Origin of the sequence: Burkholderia sp. MSMB0856 (assembly GCF_001524645.2) — a bacterium.
Classification (GTDB): Bacteria; Pseudomonadota; Gammaproteobacteria; order Burkholderiales; family Burkholderiaceae; genus Burkholderia; species Burkholderia diffusa.
The window spans coordinates 883,788-905,898 of record NZ_CP013428.1 but is presented as its reverse complement, the minus strand read 5'-3'; the positions used below and the strand labels follow the sequence as shown (position 1 = coordinate 905,898).

The window sequence follows — 22,111 nt, the reverse complement described above, 5'->3', positions numbered from 1 at the left end:
TCACTTGAACCGGATGGTCGGGTTGATGACCGCGTACAGCACGTCGACGGTCAGATTGATCAGGATGAATTCGAGCGAGAACAGCAGCACGATCGCCTGGATCACCGGGTAGTCGCGCATCGTCACCGCGTCGACCAGCAGGCGCCCGAGCCCCGGCCAGTTGAACACGGCCTCGACGACGATCGAGCCGCCGAGCAGGAAGCCGAACTGCAGCCCCATCATCGTGACGACCGGGATCATCGCGTTGCGCAGGCAATGCTTGAGCACGACCATCGGCTCGTGCACGCCCTTGGCGCGCGCGGTGCGCACGTAGTCCTCGTTGAGCACCTCGACGAACGACGCACGCGTGAAGCGCGCCATCACGGCCGCGACCGCGGCGCCGAGCGTCAGCGACGGCAGCACGTAGCTCTTCCACGTGCCGTCCGGCACGACGGGTAGCCAGCCGAGCTTCACCGAGAAGATCTCCATCAGCAGCATGCCGAGCGCGAATGCCGGAAACGAGATGCCCGACACCGCGATCGTCATCCCGAGGCGGTCGGGCCAGCGGTTGCGCCAAACCGCCGACGCGATCCCGATCGCCATTCCGAACGCCGTCGCCCAGACCATGCTGACGAGCGTCAGCAGCAGCGTCGGCATGAAGCGCTCGCCGATCTCGGTCGACACCGGACGCTTGCTGCGCGTCGACATGCCGAAATCGCCGTGCGCGATCTTCACGAAGAAGTTCGCGAACTGCGTCGGCAGCGGGCGGTCGAGCCCGAGATCGGCGCGCACGAGCGCGACCGTCGCGTCGTCGGCTTCCGGGCCGGCCGCGAGCCTCGCCGGATCGCCCGGCAGCAGGTGCACGAACAGGAACACCAGCACCGCGACGATCGCGAGCGTGGGCAGCAGGCCGAACAGGCGTTTGACGAGAAAATTCAGCATGGGGCACCGATCGAATCAGCGCGCCGGCAGCTTGCGCCGCCGGCGCCGCACAACGGGCGAATCGCCGTCATTTCACCGAGATTTCGTCGAAGTTGAACGAGCCGTCCGGCATCACGTACATGCCGTGCAGGCGCTTGCTGCGCGCATAGACGATCTTCTCCTGCACCAGGAAGATCCACGGCGCGTCGGCCCACACCTGCTTCTGCGCGTCGGCGTACAGCGCGGCCTTCTTCGCGTTGTCGGTCGTCTCGAGCGCCTTCGCGAGATCGTCGTCGACGGCGCCGTTCTTGTAGTACGCGGTGTTGTAGAGCTTCGGCGGCGCGGATGCGGACGCGAGCAGCGGCGACAGCGCCCAGTTCGCCTCGCCCGTCGAAGCCGACCAGCCGCTGTAGTACATCCGCACCGGCGCCGTCGCCGGGTCCTGCGCGCTCTCGACCTTCGCGACCCGCTCGCCGGCCTCGAGCGCCTGCACCTGCACCTTCACGCCAACCTGCGCGAGCTGCTGCTGGACGAACTGGATCAGCTTCTGCGCCGTCGAATGGTTGTACGCGGACCAGAGCGTCGACTCGAAGCCGTTCGGATAACCGGCCTCCTTCAGCAGCGCGCGCGCCTTCGCCGGATCGTACGGCCAGGGCCCGAGCTTGGTCGCGTATTCGACGCCCACCGGGGCGACACCCGTCTGCGGGGTTGCGTAGCCGGCGAACACGACCTTCGCGAGCGCTTCCTTGTTGACCGCGTAGTTCAGCGCTTCACGCACCTTCGGATTGTCGAACGGCTTCTTCTGCGTATTCAGCGAGATGTAGCGCTGGATGATCGACGGCCGCTCGATCAGCTCGACCTTCGGATTGCTCTTCAGGTCGGCAGCCTGCTCGAACGGGATCGTGAACGCGAAATCGGCTTCGCCGGTCTTGAGCAGCGCGGCGCGCGTGTTGTTGTCGACCACCGGCTTCCAGTCGATCGAATCGACCTTCGGATAACCCTTCTTCCAGTAGCCGGCGAACTTCTTCACCTTCATGTCGTCGGTCTGCTTCCATTCGACGAACTCGAACGGGCCCGTGCCGACCGGATGCAGCGACACGTCACGCCCCCACTTTTTCAGCGCGGCCGGCGAAATCATCACCGCCGAGGGGTGCGCGAGCGTGTTGACGAACGCGGAGAACGGCTCGCGCAGCGTGAAGCGCACCGTCATCGGATCGACCACCTCGGTCTTCTCGATCACGCGGAACAGCCCGTAACGCTTCAGCTTGTTCGCCGGATCGGTCACGCGGTCGAAGTTCGCCTTCACCGCGTCGGCGTTGAAGTCCGTGCCGTCGTGGAACTTCACGCCCGGGCGCAGCTTGACCGTGTAGACCTTCGCATCGGGCGACGCCTGGTAGCTCGTCGCGAGCACGTTGACGAGCTTCATGTCCTTGTCGAAGCCGAACAACCCTTCGTAGAACGACTTGACGACAGCTTGCGACACCGTGTCGTTCGCGTCGTATGGATCCATCGTCGTGAACGTCGAGTACACGGCGACCACGACGTTCTGCTGCGCGAACGCGGGCACGGCGACCGACAGCGCGAGCGCGCCTGCCCCCGCGGCGAACAACGCGCGCGGACGGAACATCGGGAACGAATGCGACTTGTTCATTTTGTCTGGCTCCTGTGGATGATTCGGTAACGCGTGGTGGAAATCGCGGCGTGACTGCATCCGCTCGGGAAAATGGCGCCGTTGCCTGGCGCGTGCGCAGCTGCGGTCCATGTGCGACTCGCCGTGCAATCAATACGCGCCGCCGACGCGATGCGTCGCGACGTAATGATCGGGGCCGACCGCGACGAGCGGCGCGACGAGCGGCTCGTCGCCGACCGCGCGGATCGGACTCGGAATCTCGTCCGCCGCGAGCTGGCGCAGCGCATGCCGGCGCGCGGGGTCGGCCACCGGCACCGCGCTCATCAGCTTCTTCGTGTACGGATGCTGCGGCGCCTCGAACACCGCGCGGCGCGGGCCGATCTCGACGATCTGGCCGAGATACATCACCGCGACGCGATGGCTGACGCGCTCGACGACGGCCATGTCGTGCGAGATGAACAGATATGCGACGCCGAGCTCGCGCTGCAGGTCGAGCATCAGGTTCACGATCTGCGCCTGCACGGACACGTCGAGCGCCGACACCGATTCATCGGCGATCACGACCTTCGGATTCAGCGCGAGCGCGCGCGCGATGGCGATCCGCTGACGCTGGCCGCCCGAGAATTCGTGCGGATAGCGGCGCGCGGCATCCCGCGGCAGGCCGACCTTGTCGAGCAGCCAGTCGACGCGCGCCTGCGCTTCGCGACCGCTCGCGACGCCGTGCACGAGCAGCGGCTCCATGATCGAGAAACCGACCGTCAGGCGCGGGTTCAGCGACGCGAATGGATCCTGGAAGATGAACTGGATGTTTCGGCGCAGCGCCTGCAGGTCATGGCCCTTCATCGCACTGATGTCGCGGCCGTCGAATTCGATCGAGCCGCTCTGCGATTCGACGAGGCGCAGCAGCGAGCGGCCGGTGGTCGACTTGCCGCAGCCGGATTCGCCGACGAGCGCGAGCGTCTCGCCCGCGCGCAGCTCGAAGCTCACGCGCTCGACCGCGTGCACGTATTGCGACACGCGGCCGAACACGCCGCTCTTCACCGGAAACCGCGTGACGAGATCGCGCACGCGCAGGATCGGCGGCGCGGCCGGATCGACGTGCGGCTGCCCGGCGGCGTGGGCCGCGGCCGCGTTGCCCGCATCGTTCGCGGCAGGCGCCGGCGTGGCCGCGCTCGCGCCGTCCACCTTCAGCAGCGGGAATTTCTCGGGGATATCGGTGCCGTGCATCGAGCCGAGCCGCGGCACGGCCGCAAGCAGCGCACGCGTATAGCGATGCGCGGGCGTCGCGAAAATGCGTTCGGACTCGCCCTCCTCGACCTTCTCGCCGCGATACATCACGAGCACGCGATCGGCCACTTCGGCGACCACACCCATGTCGTGCGTGATGAAGATCACGCCCATGTTCATTTCGTCCTGCAGGCCGCGGATCAGCTGCAGGATCTGCGCCTGGATCGTCACGTCGAGCGCGGTCGTCGGTTCGTCGGCGATCAGGAGCGCCGGCCGGCACGACAGCGCCATCGCGATCATCACGCGCTGCCGCATCCCGCCGGACAATTGATGCGGATAGCGCGCGAACACGCGGCGCGCCTCCGGAATGCGCACGAGATCGAGCAGCCGCAACGCTTCCGCGCGGGCTTCGGTCGCGCTCTTCGACTGGTGCAGCGCGATCGCCTCGCTGATCTGGTCGCCGACCGTAAACACCGGGTTCAGCGACGTCATCGGTTCCTGGAAGATCATCGCGATGTCCGCGCCGCGGATTCCGCGCATCGTCGCCGCGCTCGCCTGCGCGAGGTCGACGAGCGCGCCGCCGCGACGCCGCAACACGATCCGGCCGCTCGTGATCTCGCCGCCGCCATGCTCGACGAGCCGCATCAGCGCGAGCGACGTGACCGACTTGCCGGAGCCCGACTCGCCGACGATCGCGAGCGTCTCGCCGCGATCGACGTGAAACGACACGTTGCGCACCGCATCGAACGTCGCGTTTTCGCGGCGAAACATGACCGACAGGTCGTCGACGGCGACGACGCGCTGTTCCGGCAGCACCAGCGCGGACGGGGTTCGGCTCGAAGTCATGCGGAGGTCTCCTCGTGCGGTCCGGAATCAGGCCGCATCGTCGCGATAGATGCCGACCACGGGCGTCTCGCCGACGCGTGCGTAGCCGCGATACATCCCTTCCGTGTTGAACGGCATCGCGACGTTGCCGTGCGCGTCGACCGCGACGATCCCGCCGCGCCCGGCCAGGCGCGACAGCTTGTTCATCACGGCATCGTGCGCGGCATCGGCGAGCGATGCGCCGCGATAGGCCATCTGCGCGGCCACGTCATGCGCGGTCGCGAGCCGGATGAACATCTCGCCGGTGCCCGTCGCGGATACCGCGCAGGTCGCGTCGTCCGCGTAGCAGCCGGCGCCGATGATCGGCGAATCGCCGACGCGGCCGGGCTGCTTGTTCGTGATGCCGCCGGTCGACGTCGCCGCCGCGATATGGCCGTGCACGTCGCACGCGACCGCGCCGACCGTGCCGTGCTTGCGGTCGGGATCGAGCGGCTCGGCCGGCTGCCCGGCGCCGAAGGCGAAGGTCGCGGCATCGTGATCGAGCATCATGCCGGCCGCCGCGCGCGCCTTGACCCACTGTGCATGACGCGCTTCCGTGTCGAAGTAGCCGGGCTCGGCGAGTTCGAGGCCCTGTGCGGCCGCGAACGCGTCGGCACCCGCGCCTGCCAGCAGCACGTGCTCGCTCGCCTCCATCACGCGTCGTGCGGCGAGCACCGGATTGCGCACGCGGGTCGCGCAGCAGATCGCCCCGGCCGCAAGCGTCGTGCCGTCCATCACCGCCGCGTCGAGTTCGTGCTTGCCTTCGGCCGTATAGACGGAGCCGCGCCCCGCGTTGAACAGCGGACAGTCCTCGAGCAGCCGCACCGCGACGGTGACGGCGTCGAGCGCGCTGCCGCCCTCGGCGAGCACGTGTTGCGCGGCTTGCAGGATCGCGGTGAGTTCGGCGCGGTATTGGCGTTCGGTGTCGGTGTCCATCGCATCGCGCAGGATCGTGCCTGCACCGCCATGAATCGCGACGATCGCGGGTGAAGTCATGATTTTTTCGGACCGGAGGAAGAAGGGTTGGCGGCCGGCGGCGTCGCTTGCGGTTGGATCAGCCACGGCAACAGGAATTCGGTCATTTCGGCGGCGGACTTCGCGGAGCGGTGCGTGCGCAGCGCGACCGCGTCGATCAGCGCCTCGATCATCGTCAGCACGGCCGCTTCCGACGTGGCCGCGAAACGCCGTTCGGCCTTGACGTACAGATTCAGCGACGCGATCGGTGCAAGCGGCGAACCGGGCCCGTCGGAGATGCCGAGCACGCGCGCGCCGCGCGCGGCCGCGCGGCGGGCCAGCTCGATCGTGTCCTTGACGTAGCGCGGAAACGCGAGCGCGATCACGAGATCGCGCGAGTCGGCCGTGTACAGGCGCCGCGCCGCATGCGACGGGCCGCCGAGCAGCGCGAGCGACTGCACGTTGTCGTGACACACCGACAATCCGTGTTCCATCAGCCCGGTCAGAAAGGCGCTCGAACCGGCGCCGAGAATCAGCACGCGCCGCGCGCCGACGATCGCCTCGACGGCCGCCTCGACGTCGGCCGCATCCAGTTGCGCACGCGTGTTCTCGATGTTCGCGACGGCCTGGTCGAACACCGCGTCGATCCACGCGGCGCCGCGCACGCCCTGCTCGTGCTCCTGTTCCTGCTCCTGCGCGGAACGCAGCCGCTCGACCGGGCCGAGCGTCGCCTCGAAGCCGCGCACGAGCGCCGCGCGCATCGCCGGATAGCCGTCGAAGCCGAGCGCCTTCGCGAAGCGGTTCGCGGTGGCGATCGACGCATTCACGGCCTGCGCCAGCTCGTCGATCCGCATCGTCGCCGCGCGAAACGGATTCGCGAGCACGAACTCGCCCATCCGGCGGTGGATCGGCGTCATTCGCGGCATGGCCGAGGCGATGCGCTCCGCGATCGCGGATTCGTCGTGACTGGCATCGTGCGGAACGAGAGGCGTCATGCGAATGGTTTTGCAAGGTGGATGAAAATCAATTTACACAATCTGCCGGCAGGAAAAAAATAAATTTTCATCAGGGTTGTCACGGCCCCCACCGGGCCCGCCTGATGCAGTCGGTCGTGCGACCGCCGCTCGGCCTCGTCGAGCAGACATTCGGCGCCACTCGTCGCGCAATGCACCGGGGGGCCCTGTCCGCGGACATATCGGGAATACCCCGAGGATGTTCGTTCGAATGCAGATTCACGTTGACCGGATTCGAATTCGAACATAGGATGCTCGAAAATGATCAGTCGTCAGATAACATTGGCCTTCAACAGCAGCGAAATGTTCGATCGAATGCGGTGATTCCGATAAAAATCAGGTGAATCGGTCGCCCATCAAGATCGGACATCGTACAAACATGACCCGCAAAAGACGCCCCCGCCGGGCGACTTGCATGGCTCAGGAGACAGCAGTGAAAACAGTCAAGGCGTTGCGCTGGTGGATCATCGTGCTGGTATGTCTCGGCACGATCCTCAACTACCTCGCACGAAATTCCCTCGCGGTCCTCGCACCGGAACTGAAGCAGGTGTTCGAGATCTCGACGCAGCAGTACTCGTATATCGTCGGGGCGTTCCAGATCGGCTACACGATCATGCAGCCGGTATGCGGGTTCATCGTCGACCTGATCGGCCTGCGGCTCGGGTTCGCGCTGTTCGCGATGCTGTGGTCGGTGGTCGGCGTCGCGCACGGCTTCGCGTCGGGCTGGCTGTCGCTCGGCATCCTGCGCGGCTTGCTCGGGCTGTTCGAGGCCGCCGCGATCCCGTCGGGGATGAAGGCCGTCGCCGAATGGTTTCCCGATCGCGAGAAATCCGTCGCGGTCGGCTACTTCAACGCGGGCACGTCGCTCGGCGCCGCGATTGCGCCGCCGCTCGTCGTGTTCCTGTCGATGCGGTTCGGCTGGCAATCCGCGTTCATGGTCACCGGCGCGCTCGGCTTCGTGTGGGCCGCGCTCTGGTACACGCAGTACCGGTCGCCGTCCGATCATCCGCGCATCACGTCGCAGGAGCGCACGCTGATCCGCGACGGCCAGGCCACGATGCCGGCCGCGTCGAAGCGCCGGATTCGCGACGTCGTCACCGCGCGGCGCTTCTGGGCGATCGCGCTGCCGCGCTTCTTCGCGGAACCCGCATGGCAGACTTTCAGCTTCTGGATTCCGCTGTACCTCGCCACCGAACGCCACATGCCGCTCACGCAGATCGCCGTGTTCGCGTGGATGCCGTTTCTCGCGGCCGACGCCGGCGGCATCGCGGGCGGCTACCTGTCGCCCTACCTCGCGAACCGGTTCAAACTGCCGCTCGTGTGGTCCCGCGTCGCCGGCGTCGCGCTCGGCGCGGTGCTGATGCTGGGGCCGGCGATGATCGGGCTCGTGTCGTCGCCGTACACGGCCATCGCCCTGTTCTGCGTCGGCGGCTTCGCGCACCAGATGATCTCCGCGCTCGTCAACACGCTGTCGGCCGACGTGTTCGATCCCGAGGAAGTCGGCACCGCCAGCGGCTTCGCGGGCATGGCCGCGTGGATCGGCGGGCTCGGCTTCTCGCTGCTGGTCGGCGCGCTCGCCGACAAGATCGGCTACGCACCGCTGTTCGCGTGCCTCGGCCTGTTCGACATCATCGGCGTGACGCTCCTCGCGGTGCTGATCCGCGGGCAGTCGAAGCAGGAACGCCTGCTCGCGCAGCACGCCTGACCTCCGTCTTCACCAGGAATCGCCTTCATGACTTCGCTTCTTTATCCGCCCGTGTTCCGCGTCGCCGACCGGCAGGCGAACCGTGTGCTGCTCGCGTCCGACGCGGGCGCGACCCTCGAGATCTTCGTGCTCGAGGATGACATCGTGCGCGTGCGCGTGCTGCCCGACGCGACGGCGCGCACCCCGCGCACCTGGACGATCGCACCGGGCCTCGACGACGTGCCGCTCGACGGGCGCGACCGCCTCGACCTGAGCGGCTTCGCGCTGCCGGCCTACGACTTCGTCGAAGACGACGGCGGCGTGCGCATCGAAACCGCGCAGATCCGCCTCGACGTGAAACTGCAGGGCGGCCATTGCACGTGGTCGATGCGCGGCGCGGACGACGCGTGGCGCGTCGTGCTCGCCGACCGCGCGACGCAGGCCTACAACTTCGGCTGGTGGGACGATCGCGCCTATCACTACGTCGCACGCGAGCGCGGCGACAAGGTGTTCGGTCTCGGCGAGCGCGCTGGCGACCTCGACCGCACCGGCGCGCGCTTCGAGATGCGCAACATCGATGCGATGGGTTACAGCGCGAAGCACACGGACCCGCTCTACAAGCACATTCCGTTCTACGTCACGTGGTCGCCCGGCGCGTGCCAGGGCTTCGGGCTGTTCTACGACACACTGTCGGATTGCGCGTTCGACATGGGCCGCGAACTCGACAACTACCACGGGCTCTACCGCTACTTCGTCGCCGAGCACGGCGATCTCGACTACTACTTCATCGCGTCGCCCGACACGCCGCTCGCGGCCGCCCGGCGCTTCACGTGGCTCACCGGACGCCCGGCGCGCACGCCGAAATGGGGGCTCGGCTATTCGGGCTCGACGATGAGCTACACCGACGCGCCGGACGCGCAGCGGCAGATGAACCAGTTCGTCGAGCAGTGCGAATCACACGACATCCTGTGCGATTCGTTCCACCTTTCGTCGGGCTATACGTCGATCGGCGCGAAGCGCTACGTGTTCAACTGGAACCGCGAAAAATTTCCCGACGCGAAGGGTTTCGTGAAGCACTATCGCGACCACGGCATCCGCCTGTGCGCGAACATCAAGCCGTGCCTGCTGCGCGACCACCCGGCGTTCGACGACGCCGCGCGGCGCGGGCTGCTGATCCGCTCGGCATCCGGCGAACCGGCATGGGTGCAGTTCTGGGACGAGGTCGGCGCGTATCTCGACTTCACGCAACCGGACGCGTACCGCTGGTGGCGCGAGCAGGTCACGTCGGCGCTGCTCGACTACGGAATCGAGTCGACGTGGAACGACAACAACGAATACGAGATCTGGTCGCCCGACGCGATCGCGCACGGCTTCGGCCAGCCGTTTCCCGCGCGCGAGGCGAAGGTGCTGCAGACGATGCTGATGATGCGCGCGTCGCGCGAAGCCCAGCGCGCGCATGCGCCGGCGCAGCGGCCGTTCCTCGTGTCGCGCTCCGGCGGCGCCGGCATGCAGCGTTACGTGCAGACCTGGTCCGGCGACAACTACACGTCGTGGGAAACGCTGCGCTACAACCTCAAGATGGGCCTCGGGCTCGCGTTGTCGGGCGTGTCGAACATCGGTCACGACATCGGCGGCTTCTCCGGCCCCGCGCCGTCGCCCGAGCTGCTGCTGCGCTGGGTGCAGTTCGGCATCTTCATGCCGCGCTTCAGCATCCATTCGTGGAATGACGACGGCACCGTCAACGAACCGTGGATGTATCCGGAGATCACCGCGCGTATCGCGTCGCTGATCAAGCAGCGCTACCGGCTGCTGCCTTACCTCTATCACCTGCTGTGGCTGTCGACCACGCGCTACGAGCCCGTGCTGCGGCCGACCTTCGGCGATTTCCCAGGCGACCCGCGCTGCTACGACGAATGCGACGACATGATGCTCGGCGACGCGCTGCTGGTCGCGCCGGTCGTCGAGCCGGGCCGCACGGAGCGCACGGTCTACCTGCCGTCCGGCGCGCGCTGGGTGTGCTGCGCGAGCGCGCAGTCGTTCGACGGCGGCGCGAACGTGACGCTGCCCGCGCCGCTCGACACGCCGGTGATGTTGTTGCGCGAAGGCCGCGTGCTGCCGCTGAACGTCGCCGAGCAACGGTTCGGCGCACGCGCGGACACGCGCGGCTTCCTCGTCGCGCCGCGCATCGAGGACGGCGTTGCGTACGGCGAATGCGTCGAGGACGACGGCGAAACGGAAGCGTGGCGCGACGGCGAATACGGGCTGTGGCGCATCGAGACCGGACGCACGGCGTCGGGCGAACTCGGCGTGTCGGTCCGCTGGGATGGCCGCATGAACCGCCCCGCCGAGCGCGTGGAGATCCTGCTGCCGGCATCGCTGCAAGGCGCGCTTGCCGTGCGCGGTGCGCGCGTCGAACACGATGCGCGGGATGGCGCATGGCGTCGCGTCGTCGTGGCACTCGACGACTGACCGCGCAAGCGCGGGAAAACGCCGAACCCTAAGATCGGGCGGGCCGCGCACACGGCCCGCCCTCCACCAAAGAGGAGGCCGATCAGCCTCCCGCCCCCTTGAAGAGACTTGGAGATCGTCAATGAAAGCATCGCATCACTACTCTGCAATCCTGATTTTATCGGCCGCGTCGCTCGGCGCTTCCGCCGCCCATGCGCAGAGCAGCGTGACGCTGTACGGCGTGGTCGACGATTCGCTCGCGTACGTGAACAACCAGCAAGGCCACTCGAACGTGTACATGCGCGACGGCAACCTGTATGCGTCGAAGTTCGGGTTGCGTGGCGACGAGGATCTCGGCGGCGGCACGCACGCGATCTTCGACCTGCAATCCGGCTTCAACCTGAACACCGGCGCGCAGGCCGCCGCCGGCACGATCTTCAACCGCCAGGCCTTCGTCGGGCTGCGCAACGATCATTACGGCACGGTGACGGCCGGCCGCCAGTACACGCCGTACTTCCTGCTGGTCGGCCCGTACGCGGCGAGCAGCTGGCTGACCGGCGCGACGGGCGCGCATCCGGGCGACATCGACGGGCTCGACACGACGATCCGCGTCAACAACTCCGTCACCTATACGTCGCCGACCTTGTCCGGGCTGACCGCGAGCGCGATGTATGCGTTCGGCGGCATCGCCGGCGCGACCGGCAAAGGCAACACGTTCAGCGCCGCGCTGCGCTATGCGAACGGGCCGATCGGGATCGCGGCCGGTTACCTGCGCATCAACAGCTCGGGTTCGTCGGCGGGCTTCCTGAATCCGGCGACTGCCGCGTCGGGCAGCTTCGCGGTGTCCGTGCTGAACCAGGGCTACCTGACCGCGAAGGCCGTCGAGCAGGTCGCGGCGGCCGGCAACTACACGCTCGGGAACCTGACGATGGGCCTCAACTACTCGAACGTGAAGTATCTGCCCGGCAACGGCTCCGCGTTCACGGACACGGCCGTGTTCAACACCTACGGCGCGCTCGCCGCATATCGCTTCACGCCGACGTTCTCGGTGGCCGGCGCGTTCGCGTACACGCTCGCGTCGAAGGCGAACGGCGTGTCGGACGCGGCCCGTTACCAGCAATATTCGCTGAAGGAGTCGTACAGCCTGTCGAAGCGCACGACGCTGTATGCGCTGCAGGCGTATACGCATTCGAGCGGACGGACGCTCGGCGCGCTGGGCGCCGGCCATATCGTCGACGCGGCGCCGATCGTCGGCGATTCGCAGCAGCTCACGCCGTCGACGACGCACGGCCAGTTCGTCGGCATGGCCGGGATCGCCGTGACGTTCTGAACCCGTACGGCCGCGCCTCCGTTGCTTGCGCCCCGGACGATCCGGCATCGTCCGGGGCGCCGGTTTGACGTTCGCCATCCGCCTCTTTCGCACGCAGCGCGCAGCGTGCGGGTTTTCGCGATCGCCCCGATACCTTACAATTCGTCAGGTTTTCCCTGCTGCATATCCCTTCTTGCAGTCCTGACACCGCGGTACACTCGACGCACGCCGTATCAGGGTCCGACGCGCGACACGCGCGCCGGGCGGCGTCGCGCCTCGTTGCGCCCACAACTGGATGCCAGCCATGCCAGATTCCCGTTCCTCGCCCCGCACGACATTCAAGCCGCAGGTCGTGCTGCCCGCGCTCGCGGTCATCGGTGCACTGCTCGTCGTGTGCGCGCTGCTCCCGACCGAAGCAGGCGCGCTCTTCTCCTCCGGCCAGCAATGGGTCGTCGCGCGCTTCGACTGGTTCTACGTGCTCGCCGTCACCACGTTCCTCGTGTTTCTCGTGCTGATCGCGGCGAGCGACTTCGGCAACATCCGGCTCGGCCCCGACGACGCCGAGCCCGAATTCAGCTTCCTGTCGTGGACGGCCATGCTGTTCGCGGCGGGCATGGGCATCGGCCTCATGTACTTCGGCGTCGGCGAGCCGATGCAGCACTTCCTGAAGCCGCCGACCGTGGACCCCGGCACGCCGGCCGCCGCGCGCGAGGCGATGCTGATGACTTTCTTCCACTGGGGCTTCCATGCGTGGGCGATCTACGGGCTGATGGGGCTCGTGCTCGCATACTTCGGATTCCGCTACAACCTGCCGCTGACGCTGCGCTCCGGGCTGTATCCGGTGCTGCGCGAACGCGTGAACGGCTGGATCGGCCACACCGTCGACGCGTTCGCGCTGGTCGGCACGGTCGCGGGCATCGCGACGACGCTCGGCTACGGCGTGATGCAGTTGAGCGCGGGCCTGCATACGGTCGCCGGCTGGGATACGAGCGGCAACGCGTTCCGCATCGGGCTCGTCGTGATCGTCGTGATCCTGGCCGGCGCATCGGCCGCGAGCGGTCTCGACAAGGGCGTGCGGCGGCTGTCCGAGCTGAACCTGCTGCTGGCGTTCCTGTTGCTCGCGTTCGTGGTCGTCGCGGGCCCGACGTCGTTCCTGCTGCGTGCGCTCGGCGACAACATCGGCCAGTACCTGTCGAATCTCGTCGACCTGTCGTTCCGCACCTATGCGTACGCGCCGCCGCGCGAGGAAGGCTGGTTCGGCGGCTGGACGATCCTCTACTGGGCATGGTGGGTGTCGTGGTCGCCGTTCGTCGGCATGTTCATCGCGCGCATCTCGCGCGGCCGCACGATCCGCCAGTTCGTGATCGGCGTGTTGCTCGTGCCGACCGCATTCAATCTCGTGTGGATGACCGTGTTCGGCAACAGCGCGATCTGGCTCGACACGCACGGCGCGGCCGGCGCGCTCGCGCAGACGGCCGGCAGCGTCGATGCGTTGCTGTTCCGTTTCTTCGATTTCCTGCCGCTGCCGCAGTTGCTGTCGATCGTCGCGATCGTGCTGATCGCGGTGTTCTTCGTCACGTCCGCCGATTCCGGCGCATTCGTGATCGACCAGATCGCAACGCGCGGCGCCGCGCATTCGCCGGTCTGGCAGCGGCTGTTCTGGGCTGCGCTGCTGGGCGTGACGGCGGCCGTGCTGCTGGTCGCGGGCGGGCTCGGCGCGCTGCAGGCGATGACGTTGATCGCCGCATTGCCGGTCGCCTTGATCATGCTCGCGCTGTGTTACGGGCTGTGGCGCGGGCTCGCGGCCGATCGCGCGCACTATTCGCAGGACGTCGCGCCCGCGACGAGCTTCTGGACCGGCCAGCACTGGCGCCATCGCCTGACGCATATCCTGCGGCAGACGACCGAGTCCGACGCGCGCCAGTTCGTCGCGGAAACCGTCGAGCCCGCGCTGCGCAAAGTCGCCGACGAGCTGCGTTCAGGCGGCGTCGACGCACACGTGCAGCGCGACAGCGACGATGCAGTGCGGCTGACCGTGCCGACCGCGGAACACCGCGATTTCGTCTACGGCGCGCGCGTGACGGCGAAATCCGCGGCGGCCTTCCTGGTACGCGAAGCGGCCGAGCCGGAAACCGAGCGTCCGCACGTGTACGGCATCGTCACGTTCTTCGAGGACGGCCGGCTCGGCTACGACGTCGAGTATCTGCGCGGCGACGAACTGATCGCCGATGTCCTGCGTCAATACGAACGCTACGTCTCGCTCGCGGCCGACCAGCGTACGCATCTGCTGAGCCGCGCGCCGGGACACGCAACGGAGGCCGAATGAACCCGACCGCTGCGTTCCTGTCGTCGAGCCGACGCGCGGCGCCCGACGGAGCCGTGCCATGAGCGGCCTCCTGAACGATCGCACCGGCGACTTCATCGCGCTCGCGACGCTCGCGGTGCTTTACCTCGGCGGCGTCGGCCTCGCGCTTTGGCGGATCCGCACCGCCGCCGCGCGCGGCAAGGTTTACTGGATCGTCTGCATCGCGCTGCTCGCCGGCGGCGCGATCGCGATCACCGCCAACCTGTCGCCCATGCCGAACAGCGGCGAGATGCCGCCCGGTTTCGCACTCGGCGTCGAGGCGGTGCTGCTGGGGCTCGCGCTCGTGGCGGCAGGCTGCGCCTGGCTGATGTTGCGGGCGAGGCGCGACTGACACCTGCCTTTTGCACGGCGCGGCGGCCCTTTCACGCATGAACGGCAGCACACATGCCGAACAACGGGCTGCCGCCATTTTCCTGATGCATCATGCAGACGGCGCCCGCGCGGTGACGAGCCAGCACGCCGCGTCGAAGCGCACGTCCGCGCCCTCCACGTAGCGCTCGAACGCAGCGCGAACCGTATCGATCACACGCCGGCGCGGCGCGTCGTCCACCTGACGAAGCGCGAGCCCGACCGGTCCGAGTCGCGCGATGTAGTCGTCCAGCGCGGACGCCGGCAACGCGCACGCGATATCGATCGGCTCGATCGCGATGTCGGCCCAGCCGCTGTCCGACAATACCGACGCGATCCGTTGCCGGTCGCCGAACGCAAATTGTCCCGGCGCCCCCGGCTGCCGCGCCGGCAAGGCCGGCAGCAATGGCGCCGCGACACGCTCAGCCGTCGTCATGAACGGATTGTCGGCGGCGCCGCGCCATGCAACGAATCGCAAACGCGCGTTCGGGCGCGCCGCGTGCCGCAGGTTCGCGAAGGCCTGCACCGGATCGTCGAAGAACATCACGCCGAAGCGCGACACGATCAGGTCGAACCTCCCCGGCGCGAACGCATGCGTCTGCGCATCGGCATGCACGAAGTCGGCGTCAACGCCCTCGCGTTCGGCACGAGCCCGTGCGGCGGCAAGCATCTGCGCCGAAATATCCAGGCCTGTACAGTGCGCGTGCGCGCCAAGGCGCCGTGCGATCGCGAGCGTCACCGCGCCGGTGCCGCAGCCGACGTCGAGCACGCTGCTCGCGGACGCCGCCACCGCCCCATCCGCGAGCAATGCCTCGAACGGCTCGAACATCCGGTCGAGCGAGCGCTGCGTGTCGACCCATGCCAGCCCCGACGGGCCGTTCCACAGCGCAGACTGCGCTTCGTTTGTCCGGTTTCCTTCCATCGTCGATTCTCCGTTTGTCCGCATCGTTGACCGTGATCCGGACTATGCTGCTTCAAGCCGGCTTGAGGTCAAGGCCGCGAACGCGGTACGACTCGCGCGCCGCATCGGCCGTCGCCTCCGTGCCTTCACATTTCTTACATTCGCGTTCCGTATCGTTGACGGCTTTCCTACGGTGCCTCCCATGCGACGACTCCTCTCCCGCGCGCTGTTCGTGCGCTGCGCTCCGCTTGTTGCCCTCGCGGCGCTGTCCGCGTGTTCGAATCACATCGATACGCCCGCCGACCCGGCCAGTGCCGCGATCAACGTTCAGGCCGCGTGGGTCGAGATCGGCGATGCGAACCAGGCGATCGCGCGCGTGGTCACGAACTACAACCCTGCGTCCGCGAGCGATCCACTGTGTCCGCAGCTGTCCGTCGACGGCAAGCTGTCGCGCATGACGCTGCGCGCCGGCGCCGCGACCGTCGCGCAACGGCCGACGGCGAGCGCGCCGGCCGACTCGAAACCGTCGAGCTTCCCGGTGTCGGTCTGCGAAGCGACACTGCCGGCCGATGCCCAGACGGCAAGCGTCGCGGGCCGCGCGCTGCCGCTGCCGAAGGCGCAGCCGCAGCGCATCGCGATCATCGCCGACACCGGCTGCCGAATGAAGAAGGCCGACAACGCATGGCAAGCGTGCAACGACGCGACGGTCTGGCCGTTCGACACGATCGCGGCGAGCGTCGCGAAGCTGTCGCCAGACCTCGTGCTGCACGTCGGCGACTATCACTATCGCGAAAACGCTTGCCCGCCCGACATCGCCGGCTGCAAGGACAGCCCGTGGGGCTACGGCTGGGATGCGTGGCAGGCCGACCTGTTCCGCCCGGCCGCGCCGCTGTTCGCGAAGGCGCCGTGGGTCGTCGTGCGCGGCAACCACGAGGAATGCGCGCGGGCCGGCCAGGGCTGGTACCGCTTCCTCGATCCGCACCCGTATTCGGCGGCCCGTGCGTGCGACGATCCGGCCAACGACGACGACGCGAACTACTCTGATCCCTATGCGGTGTCGCTCGGCGGCGGCACGCAAGTGATCGTGTTCGACACCGCGAAGGTCGGCCGCAATCCGCTGAAGACGACCGACGCGCAGTTCCGCATCTATCAGAAGCAGTTCCAGACGGTCGCGGCGCTCGCGTCGAAAGCCGGCATGTCGACGACGATCTTCACGAACCACCATCCGATCCTCGCGTTCGCGCCGATCGCCGGCAGCACGCCCGCGCCGGGCAACCTCGCGCTGCAGTCGGTGATGGCGAGCCTGAACGCGCAGGCGTACTACCCGCCCGGCATCCACGTCGCGCTGCACGGGCACGTGCACGACTTCCAGGCGATCAACTTCTCGTCCGGGCATCCGGCGACGATCGTGTCCGGCAACGGCGGTGACAACCTCGACGTCGCGCTGCCCGATCCATTCCCGGCCGGCCTGACGCCCGCGCCGGGCGCCGTGATCGAGCGGCTGTCGCACAACAACAGCTTCGGTTTCCTGATCATGGAGCGACGCGCGGCACCGGCGACGGGCTGGGTGTTCCATGCGTATTCGGCGGCAGGCAAGCTGCTCGCGTCGTGCGACCAGTCGGGCAACACGCTCGCATGCGACAAGACGGGGTTCATCGCGCCGTGAGTGACGCAGTTCGATTGAGTGACGATTTGATGGATTCGACCGGCCGCCGGCGACGGATGGCCGGCTCGCGGAGGCGGACGGTTTCGTCGGTGACCGCTGCCGAGCGTCGGGTTTCCGGTTCGGTTCCGGCCGCCGGCAGCGGCCGGACTGTGCGCGTACTTGCCACCGCCCTCCTCGCCGGTACGGCGTTCGCGGCCCATGCCGCGCCGTCCGAGGCGATGCTGCTCCCCGGCGCGCCGCCGTCGCGCGTCGTCGGCACGATCGGCAACGGCACGCCGCAGGTGACCGACAAGGTCGACGCGGCGGCCGCCCGTTTCGCTCCGGACCCGACGCTCGTCGCGCTGGGCCGCCGGATCTTCTTCGATCCGCGGCTATCCGAGCCGCGCGGTATGTCGTGCGCGGGCTGCCACGATCCGGGGCGCGCGTTCGCGCCGACATTGTCGGCCGCTTCGCTCGCGGGGCCGGGCGTGCCGGAAGGCAGCCGCCACGGACGCTTCAGCCTGCGCAACGCGCCGTCGCTGCTTTACGTGCGCTACGTGCCGCGCCGCCACTTCTATCAGGACGACGACGCCCCCGCGCCGTCGCCGTTCGGCGGCCTCTTCAGCGACGGCCGCGCGGACACGCTCGCCGAACAGATCCGCGGGCCGTTGTTCGATCCGAACGAGATGAACAACCGGTCGCCGGCCGCGCTGCTGCGCAAGGTCGACCGCACCGAACTGGCGGACGATCTCGCCGCGCGCTTCGGCGCATCGGTGCGGCGCGACCCCGAGCAACTGGTGCGCGCGCTGGGCTCGGCCGTCGAGGCCTATCTGCAGAGCGACGACATGGCGCCGTTCACGTCGCGCTTCGACGCGTACCTGCGCACGCGCAAGCCGCTCGCGGCGGCCGAGATGCGCGGCCTGACGCTGTTCCGCAATCCCGACAAGGGCAACTGCATGAGTTGCCATACGCTGTCGGAGACGTCGAGCCGGCCGGAGCGCTCGCTCTTCACCGATTTCGGCTACGACGCGATCGCGGTGCCGCGCAACCGCGCGCTGCCCGCGAACCGCGATCCGCGCCATTTCGACAACGGCCTGTGCGACACGGCCACACGGCTGCGCTGGCCCGAGCCGACGCAATGGTGCGGCTACCTGCGCACGCCGGGACTGCGCAACGTCGCGGTCAAGCAGACGTTCATGCACAACGGCGTGTTCACGACGCTGCGCGACGCGGTCGCGTTCTACAACACGCGCTCGACCGACCCGGCCCGCTGGTATCACGGCGCCAGGACCTTCGACGACGTGCCGGCCGCCTATCGCGGCAACATCAACGTCAATTCGACGCCGATGAACCGCCGGCCGGGCACGCCGCCCGCACTGACCGACGCGGAAATCGACGACATCGTCGCGTTTCTCGGCACGCTGACCGACGCGCGCTACGCGAACCTCGTCCCGCCCGCCGCGCCTGCCGCCCGGATGACCGGATCGCCAGCCGCCCGCCCACCTTCGCCGGTGCGCTGAACCCTGGCCGAACGGCCAGGCGCATGCGCGCCCGCTTGCGGCCTCCTCATATACTGGTTATATTTACAGTACTGTATTTATGAACAGTGAGGTGCGCGATGGAACATCTGGTCCGTATCGTCAACGACACCGATCGCCAAGTGCTGGCATGGCTGCGTGCGCAGGTCGGCGACGCCCGCGTCGAGCGCGCGGCGCGCCAGCTCGGGCATACACGCAAGCCCTTCCCGTCGGCGGTATGCCGGTATCTGGGCATGAGCGCGCCGGCCACGCTGCGCCAGGCCGAGCGGCCGCGTGCCGCACGCGACTTCTCGGTTGGCGATCGCTACCTGTCGCTGATCCGTCAGCATCTCGCCGCGCATGCGGTCAGCCGATGAAATCGCCGAAATCGTATCGTCGGCGCATCGCCGCGCAGCGGCCGTCCGGGGTAAACGCGGTGTGCCGGCCGGAAAATGGCGCGCGATCGCATCGATCGTCACATCGCGCTGCACGCGCAGTTGCTCGCGAAACCGGTGCAGGTGGCGATCGAACGCGCCCGACCCGACAACTTCGGCCGCAGCAACGTCACCCAGCTACCGCCCCTTCCGCGCGTGCTCGATCCACTCGAACAACGCCATCCCGATCAGCATCGCGACGACGAACGCGATGCCCTTGGCCGACCCGAGTCCGATCGACACGATCGCCGGCCCCGGGCAGAACCCGGCAAGCCCCCAGCCGATGCCGAATACGGCGCTCCCTGCGACGAGGCGTACGGTAATCGTCCGCACGGCCGGCCACTGGATCGGCAAGCCGAGCAACGACCGCGTCCGACGCTTCGCCCAGGCGAACGCGAACACGGCAACGCCGATCGCGCCGGCCATCACGAACGCGAGCGACGGGTCCCAGCGGCCTGCCAGGTCGAGAAAGCCGAGCACCTTCTGCGGGTTGGCCATCCCCGACACGATGAGGCCGGCGCCGAACAGCAGCCCCGCCAGAAACGCGAATCCTGCCTGCATGTCAGCCTCCGATCACGTGCCGTCGCACGAATACGGTCGCAAAACCCGCGACCATGAACACCGTCGTCGCGACGATCGATCGCGCCGCGCCACGCGACAGCCCGCAGACGCCGTGACCGCTCGTGCATCCGCCCGCATAGCGCGTACCGATCCCGACCAGGAGGCCGGCCGCCAGCAACTCGCCCCAGCCCGCATCGACCTGCGGCGCCGCGGCGACACCGGCGATATGCATCATCAGCGGCGCGGCAATCAGCCCGGCGACGAATGCGGCACGCCAGTCGCGCTCGGCGGCACCGGCCGTGAACAAGCCGCCGACGATGCCGCTAATCCCGGCGATCCGCCCGTTGAACGCAACGAGCCACGCGGCCGCCAGCCCGATCAGCACACCGCCGGCAAGCGACAGCCACGGCGTGAAATGAAGCACATCAAGCTGCATGGCGGGTCCCCTTTGCGGCCGTGCCGCAGAACTGTTCGTACAGCACGCCCATCACCGCGATCACGGCCGGGCTGTCGAGCGAATAGTGGATGTTCTTGCCTTCACGGCGCGTGCGGACCAATGCGTTGTCCCGCAACACGCCGAGCTGCTGCGACAGCGTCGGCTGGCGGATATCCAGCCGCGCCTCGAGATCGCTCACGCAGCGTTCGCCCTGCGACAGCTCGCAGAGCAGCAGCAACCGGTCGGGATTGGACAGCACCTTGAGCAGCGCGCATGCCGATTCGGCGGCGGCGCGCATCTGGTCGGGCTCGGGCAGCCCGGTGGAAGGGTCGGCGTTCATGAGGGGGACCGCAAACGATTAAAGAATCTACATTATATACATTCATATAATGTAGATTCCTGCTTTCGTTCGGTGCCATCGGAAGACGGCGCCATCGGCAATGGTCGCCTCCTGCCTCCGCTACGCCTGCTCGCCGGCAATCGCCTCGGCCGCCACCGCGCGCTTCGCGCCGGCCCGCACCGCGCCAAGCACCAGCACCGCGCCCCCGGCAATTACACACGGCACCGCGACGAATGCGAACGCGGTCGACAACGGCAACCCCATCGCGAGCATCGCGCCGCCCGCCATCGAGCCGACGACGGACCCGCCGCGGCCGATCCCGTTCGCCCAGCTCACACCCGTGGTTCGGCATTCGGTCGGATAGAACGCGGCCGACAGCGCGTTCGCGCCGACCTGCGAGCCGGACACGCAGAAGCCGGCCGCGAACACGGCCAGTGCCGCGCCCGCCGGCGACGCGGCCAGCACCCCGATCGCCGCGACGAACACGCCCGCCGCCGCATAGCTGCACGCGAGCACGCGATGCGGATCGAAGCGGTCCATCAGCCAGCCGAGCACGATCGCGCCGAGCGTGCCGCCGACCTGGAACATCGCGGTCACGCGCGCGGCCGTCTGCAGCGTCACGCCGGTCGTGCGCAACAACGTCGGCAGCCAGCTCGACAGCAGGTAGATGACGAGCAGGCTCATGAAGAACGTCAGCCACAGCAGCAGCGTGCCGCGCAGCAGGTCGGCAGCGAACAGGCGGCCGAGCGGCGACCCGGCCGGCTTGCCGCGCGGCGCGACGAACGACGCGTGCGCGAGATCCGGGTCCGGTGCAATGCGCGTGAGCATCGCCACGATCCGCTCGCGCGACGCGCCGGTGTTGACGAGATAGCGCACCGATTCCGGCAGTCGCCACGCCAGCACCGGCAGGAGCAGCAGCGGCGCGGCCCCGCCGACGACGAGCACCGCACGCCAGCCGTCGCGTTCGATCAGCGACGCGGCCGCGAGGCCACCGAGCGCCGAGCCGATCGTGAAGCCGCAGAACATCGTCGTGACGAGCAGCGAGCGCCGTCGCGCGGGGCAATACTCGGACGTCAGCGTGATCGCGTTCGGCATCGCGCCGCCGAGCCCGAGGCCCGTCACGAAGCGCCACGCGATCAGTTCGGTCAAGCCGCCCGCAGTCGCCGACGCCGCACTCGCGATGCCGAAGCACGCGACACAGGCGAGCAGCAGGCGCTTGCGGCCGAACCGGTCGCCGAACGGCCCGAACACGAGCGCGCCGGCCATCAGCCCGGCGAGCCCCGCGCCGAATACCGGCGCGAGCTGCGCGGGCGACAGCCCCCATTCCGCGCGAATGACGGGAGCGATGAATCCGATCGATGCCGTGTCGAAACCGTCGATCGCGACGATCAGGAAGCACAGTACGACGATCGCGGCCTGAAACGGCGCAACGCGATGCCGGTCGATCCATGCGCTGACGTCGATGGACAGCGTATTGGCCATGATGATGTCTCCTCCATGAAGGCGGTCGCGCGCGATGTCGTTGGAACGCGCGC

General features: G+C 68.1%; 18 protein-coding genes. 8 read left to right on the top strand and 10 right to left on the bottom strand.

Annotated elements, in window-relative coordinates:
- The 5 genes from gsiC to WS87_RS21725 all read right to left on the bottom strand — a co-directional run bounded on the left by gsiC (position 1) and on the right by WS87_RS21725 (position 6,570).
- Entirely contained in the window at positions 1-921 is a 921-nt protein-coding gene (gene gsiC / locus WS87_RS21745; RefSeq protein ID WP_059818929.1) for a glutathione ABC transporter permease GsiC, read from the bottom strand.
- Positions 922-988: 67 nt separating this feature from the next.
- Positions 989-2,551 (bottom strand): glutathione ABC transporter substrate-binding protein GsiB, encoded by a 1,563-nt coding sequence (gsiB, locus tag WS87_RS21740; protein WP_059525068.1) that lies wholly within the window; start codon positions 2,549-2,551, stop codon positions 989-991.
- 129 nt (positions 2,552-2,680) lie between these two features.
- Complete coding sequence (locus WS87_RS21735) at positions 2,681-4,603, bottom strand: dipeptide ABC transporter ATP-binding protein (protein WP_059818928.1); 1,923 nt, start codon at positions 4,601-4,603, stop codon at positions 2,681-2,683.
- A 27-nt stretch (positions 4,604-4,630) separates the two neighbouring features.
- Entirely contained in the window at positions 4,631-5,617 is a 987-nt protein-coding gene (locus WS87_RS21730) for an isoaspartyl peptidase/L-asparaginase family protein (protein ID WP_059818927.1), read from the bottom strand.
- Positions 5,614-6,570 (bottom strand): MurR/RpiR family transcriptional regulator, encoded by a 957-nt coding sequence (locus WS87_RS21725; RefSeq protein ID WP_059818926.1) that lies wholly within the window; start codon positions 6,568-6,570, stop codon positions 5,614-5,616. Before WS87_RS21725 ends, WS87_RS21730 begins: the two co-directional genes overlap by 4 nt.
- A 451-nt stretch (positions 6,571-7,021) precedes the next feature.
- Between WS87_RS21725 and WS87_RS21720 the strand changes: the two genes are divergently transcribed.
- The 5 genes from WS87_RS21720 (at position 7,022) to WS87_RS21700 (ending at position 14,725) form a co-directional block, all read left to right on the top strand.
- Positions 7,022-8,293: an MFS transporter gene (locus WS87_RS21720; protein ID WP_059818925.1), complete on the top strand. Its 1,272-nt coding sequence runs from the start codon at positions 7,022-7,024 to the stop codon at positions 8,291-8,293.
- Positions 8,294-8,320: 27 nt separating this feature from the next.
- Positions 8,321-10,741 carry a glycoside hydrolase family 31 protein gene (locus WS87_RS21715; protein ID WP_059818924.1) on the top strand — a complete coding sequence of 807 codons (2,421 nt, stop codon included), beginning with the start codon at positions 8,321-8,323 and terminating at the stop codon, positions 10,739-10,741.
- Positions 10,742-10,862: 121 nt separating this feature from the next.
- Entirely contained in the window at positions 10,863-12,050 is a 1,188-nt protein-coding gene (locus WS87_RS21710; protein ID WP_059818923.1) for a porin, read from the top strand.
- 283 nt (positions 12,051-12,333) lie between these two features.
- Positions 12,334-14,355 (top strand): BCCT family transporter, encoded by a 2,022-nt coding sequence (locus tag WS87_RS21705; RefSeq protein WP_059818922.1) that lies wholly within the window; start codon positions 12,334-12,336, stop codon positions 14,353-14,355.
- Positions 14,356-14,413: 58 nt separating this feature from the next.
- Positions 14,414-14,725, top strand: a complete 312-nt coding sequence (locus WS87_RS21700; protein ID WP_059700134.1) for a hypothetical protein — start codon at positions 14,414-14,416, stop codon at positions 14,723-14,725.
- Positions 14,726-14,815: 90 nt separating this feature from the next.
- On the opposite strand, the gene WS87_RS21695 is transcribed toward WS87_RS21700, so the two are convergent.
- Positions 14,816-15,664: a class I SAM-dependent methyltransferase gene (locus WS87_RS21695; protein ID WP_059818921.1), complete on the bottom strand. Its 849-nt coding sequence runs from the start codon at positions 15,662-15,664 to the stop codon at positions 14,816-14,818.
- A gap of 181 nt (positions 15,665-15,845) precedes the next feature.
- On the opposite strand from WS87_RS21695, the gene WS87_RS21690 reads away from it, so the two are divergent.
- From WS87_RS21690 to WS87_RS21680, 3 genes are all read left to right on the top strand, one after another.
- Positions 15,846-17,309, top strand: coding sequence for a metallophosphoesterase family protein (locus tag WS87_RS21690; RefSeq protein WP_059818920.1), 1,464 nt, complete (start codon positions 15,846-15,848; stop codon positions 17,307-17,309).
- A gap of 218 nt (positions 17,310-17,527) precedes the next feature.
- The gene (locus tag WS87_RS21685) at positions 17,528-18,808 is read left to right on the top strand and encodes a cytochrome-c peroxidase (protein WP_236873268.1); all 1,281 of its coding nucleotides are present in this window, start codon (positions 17,528-17,530) and stop codon (positions 18,806-18,808) included.
- Positions 18,809-18,906: 98 nt separating this feature from the next.
- On the top strand, positions 18,907-19,182 hold the full coding sequence (locus tag WS87_RS21680) for a hypothetical protein (protein WP_057928306.1): 276 nt from the start codon (positions 18,907-18,909) through the stop codon (positions 19,180-19,182).
- A 195-nt stretch (positions 19,183-19,377) separates the two neighbouring features.
- Here WS87_RS21680 and WS87_RS21675 read toward each other — a convergent pair whose 3' ends face one another.
- The 4 genes from WS87_RS21675 to WS87_RS21660 form a co-directional block, all read right to left on the bottom strand.
- On the bottom strand, positions 19,378-19,800 hold the full coding sequence (locus WS87_RS21675; protein ID WP_059818919.1) for a DUF6691 family protein: 423 nt from the start codon (positions 19,798-19,800) through the stop codon (positions 19,378-19,380).
- 1 nt (position 19,801) lies between these two features.
- Positions 19,802-20,236, bottom strand: coding sequence for a YeeE/YedE family protein (locus tag WS87_RS21670; protein WP_059818918.1), 435 nt, complete (start codon positions 20,234-20,236; stop codon positions 19,802-19,804).
- Entirely contained in the window at positions 20,226-20,576 is a 351-nt protein-coding gene (locus WS87_RS21665) for an ArsR/SmtB family transcription factor (RefSeq protein WP_059525037.1), read from the bottom strand. Before WS87_RS21665 ends, WS87_RS21670 begins: the two co-directional genes overlap by 11 nt.
- 120 nt (positions 20,577-20,696) lie before the next feature.
- Complete coding sequence (locus WS87_RS21660; protein ID WP_059818917.1) at positions 20,697-22,058, bottom strand: MFS transporter; 1,362 nt, start codon at positions 22,056-22,058, stop codon at positions 20,697-20,699.
- Between the last annotated feature and the right edge of the window lie 53 nt (positions 22,059-22,111).

Coding starts and splice junctions, on each gene's coding strand:
- WS87_RS21715 (WP_059818924.1), top strand. CDS start 8,321: ATGACTTCGCTTCTTTATCCGCCCGTGTTCCGCGTCGCCGACCGGCAG.
- WS87_RS21670 (WP_059818918.1), bottom strand. CDS start 20,236: ATGCAGCTTGATGTGCTTCATTTCACGCCGTGGCTGTCGCTTGCCGGC.
- WS87_RS21675 (WP_059818919.1), bottom strand. CDS start 19,800: ATGCAGGCAGGATTCGCGTTTCTGGCGGGGCTGCTGTTCGGCGCCGGC.
- WS87_RS21665 (WP_059525037.1), bottom strand. CDS start 20,576: ATGAACGCCGACCCTTCCACCGGGCTGCCCGAGCCCGACCAGATGCGC.
- WS87_RS21695 (WP_059818921.1), bottom strand. CDS start 15,664: ATGGAAGGAAACCGGACAAACGAAGCGCAGTCTGCGCTGTGGAACGGC.
- WS87_RS21725 (WP_059818926.1), bottom strand. CDS start 6,570: ATGACGCCTCTCGTTCCGCACGATGCCAGTCACGACGAATCCGCGATC.
- WS87_RS21735 (WP_059818928.1), bottom strand. CDS start 4,603: ATGACTTCGAGCCGAACCCCGTCCGCGCTGGTGCTGCCGGAACAGCGC.
- WS87_RS21685 (WP_236873268.1), top strand. CDS start 17,528: ATGCTGCTCCCCGGCGCGCCGCCGTCGCGCGTCGTCGGCACGATCGGC.
- gsiC (WP_059818929.1), bottom strand. CDS start 921: ATGCTGAATTTTCTCGTCAAACGCCTGTTCGGCCTGCTGCCCACGCTC.
- WS87_RS21705 (WP_059818922.1), top strand. CDS start 12,334: ATGCCAGATTCCCGTTCCTCGCCCCGCACGACATTCAAGCCGCAGGTC.
- gsiB (WP_059525068.1), bottom strand. CDS start 2,551: ATGAACAAGTCGCATTCGTTCCCGATGTTCCGTCCGCGCGCGTTGTTC.
- WS87_RS21730 (WP_059818927.1), bottom strand. CDS start 5,617: ATGACTTCACCCGCGATCGTCGCGATTCATGGCGGTGCAGGCACGATC.
- WS87_RS21700 (WP_059700134.1), top strand. CDS start 14,414: ATGAGCGGCCTCCTGAACGATCGCACCGGCGACTTCATCGCGCTCGCG.
- WS87_RS21680 (WP_057928306.1), top strand. CDS start 18,907: ATGGAACATCTGGTCCGTATCGTCAACGACACCGATCGCCAAGTGCTG.
- WS87_RS21710 (WP_059818923.1), top strand. CDS start 10,863: ATGAAAGCATCGCATCACTACTCTGCAATCCTGATTTTATCGGCCGCG.
- WS87_RS21660 (WP_059818917.1), bottom strand. CDS start 22,058: ATGGCCAATACGCTGTCCATCGACGTCAGCGCATGGATCGACCGGCAT.
- WS87_RS21690 (WP_059818920.1), top strand. CDS start 15,846: ATGCGACGACTCCTCTCCCGCGCGCTGTTCGTGCGCTGCGCTCCGCTT.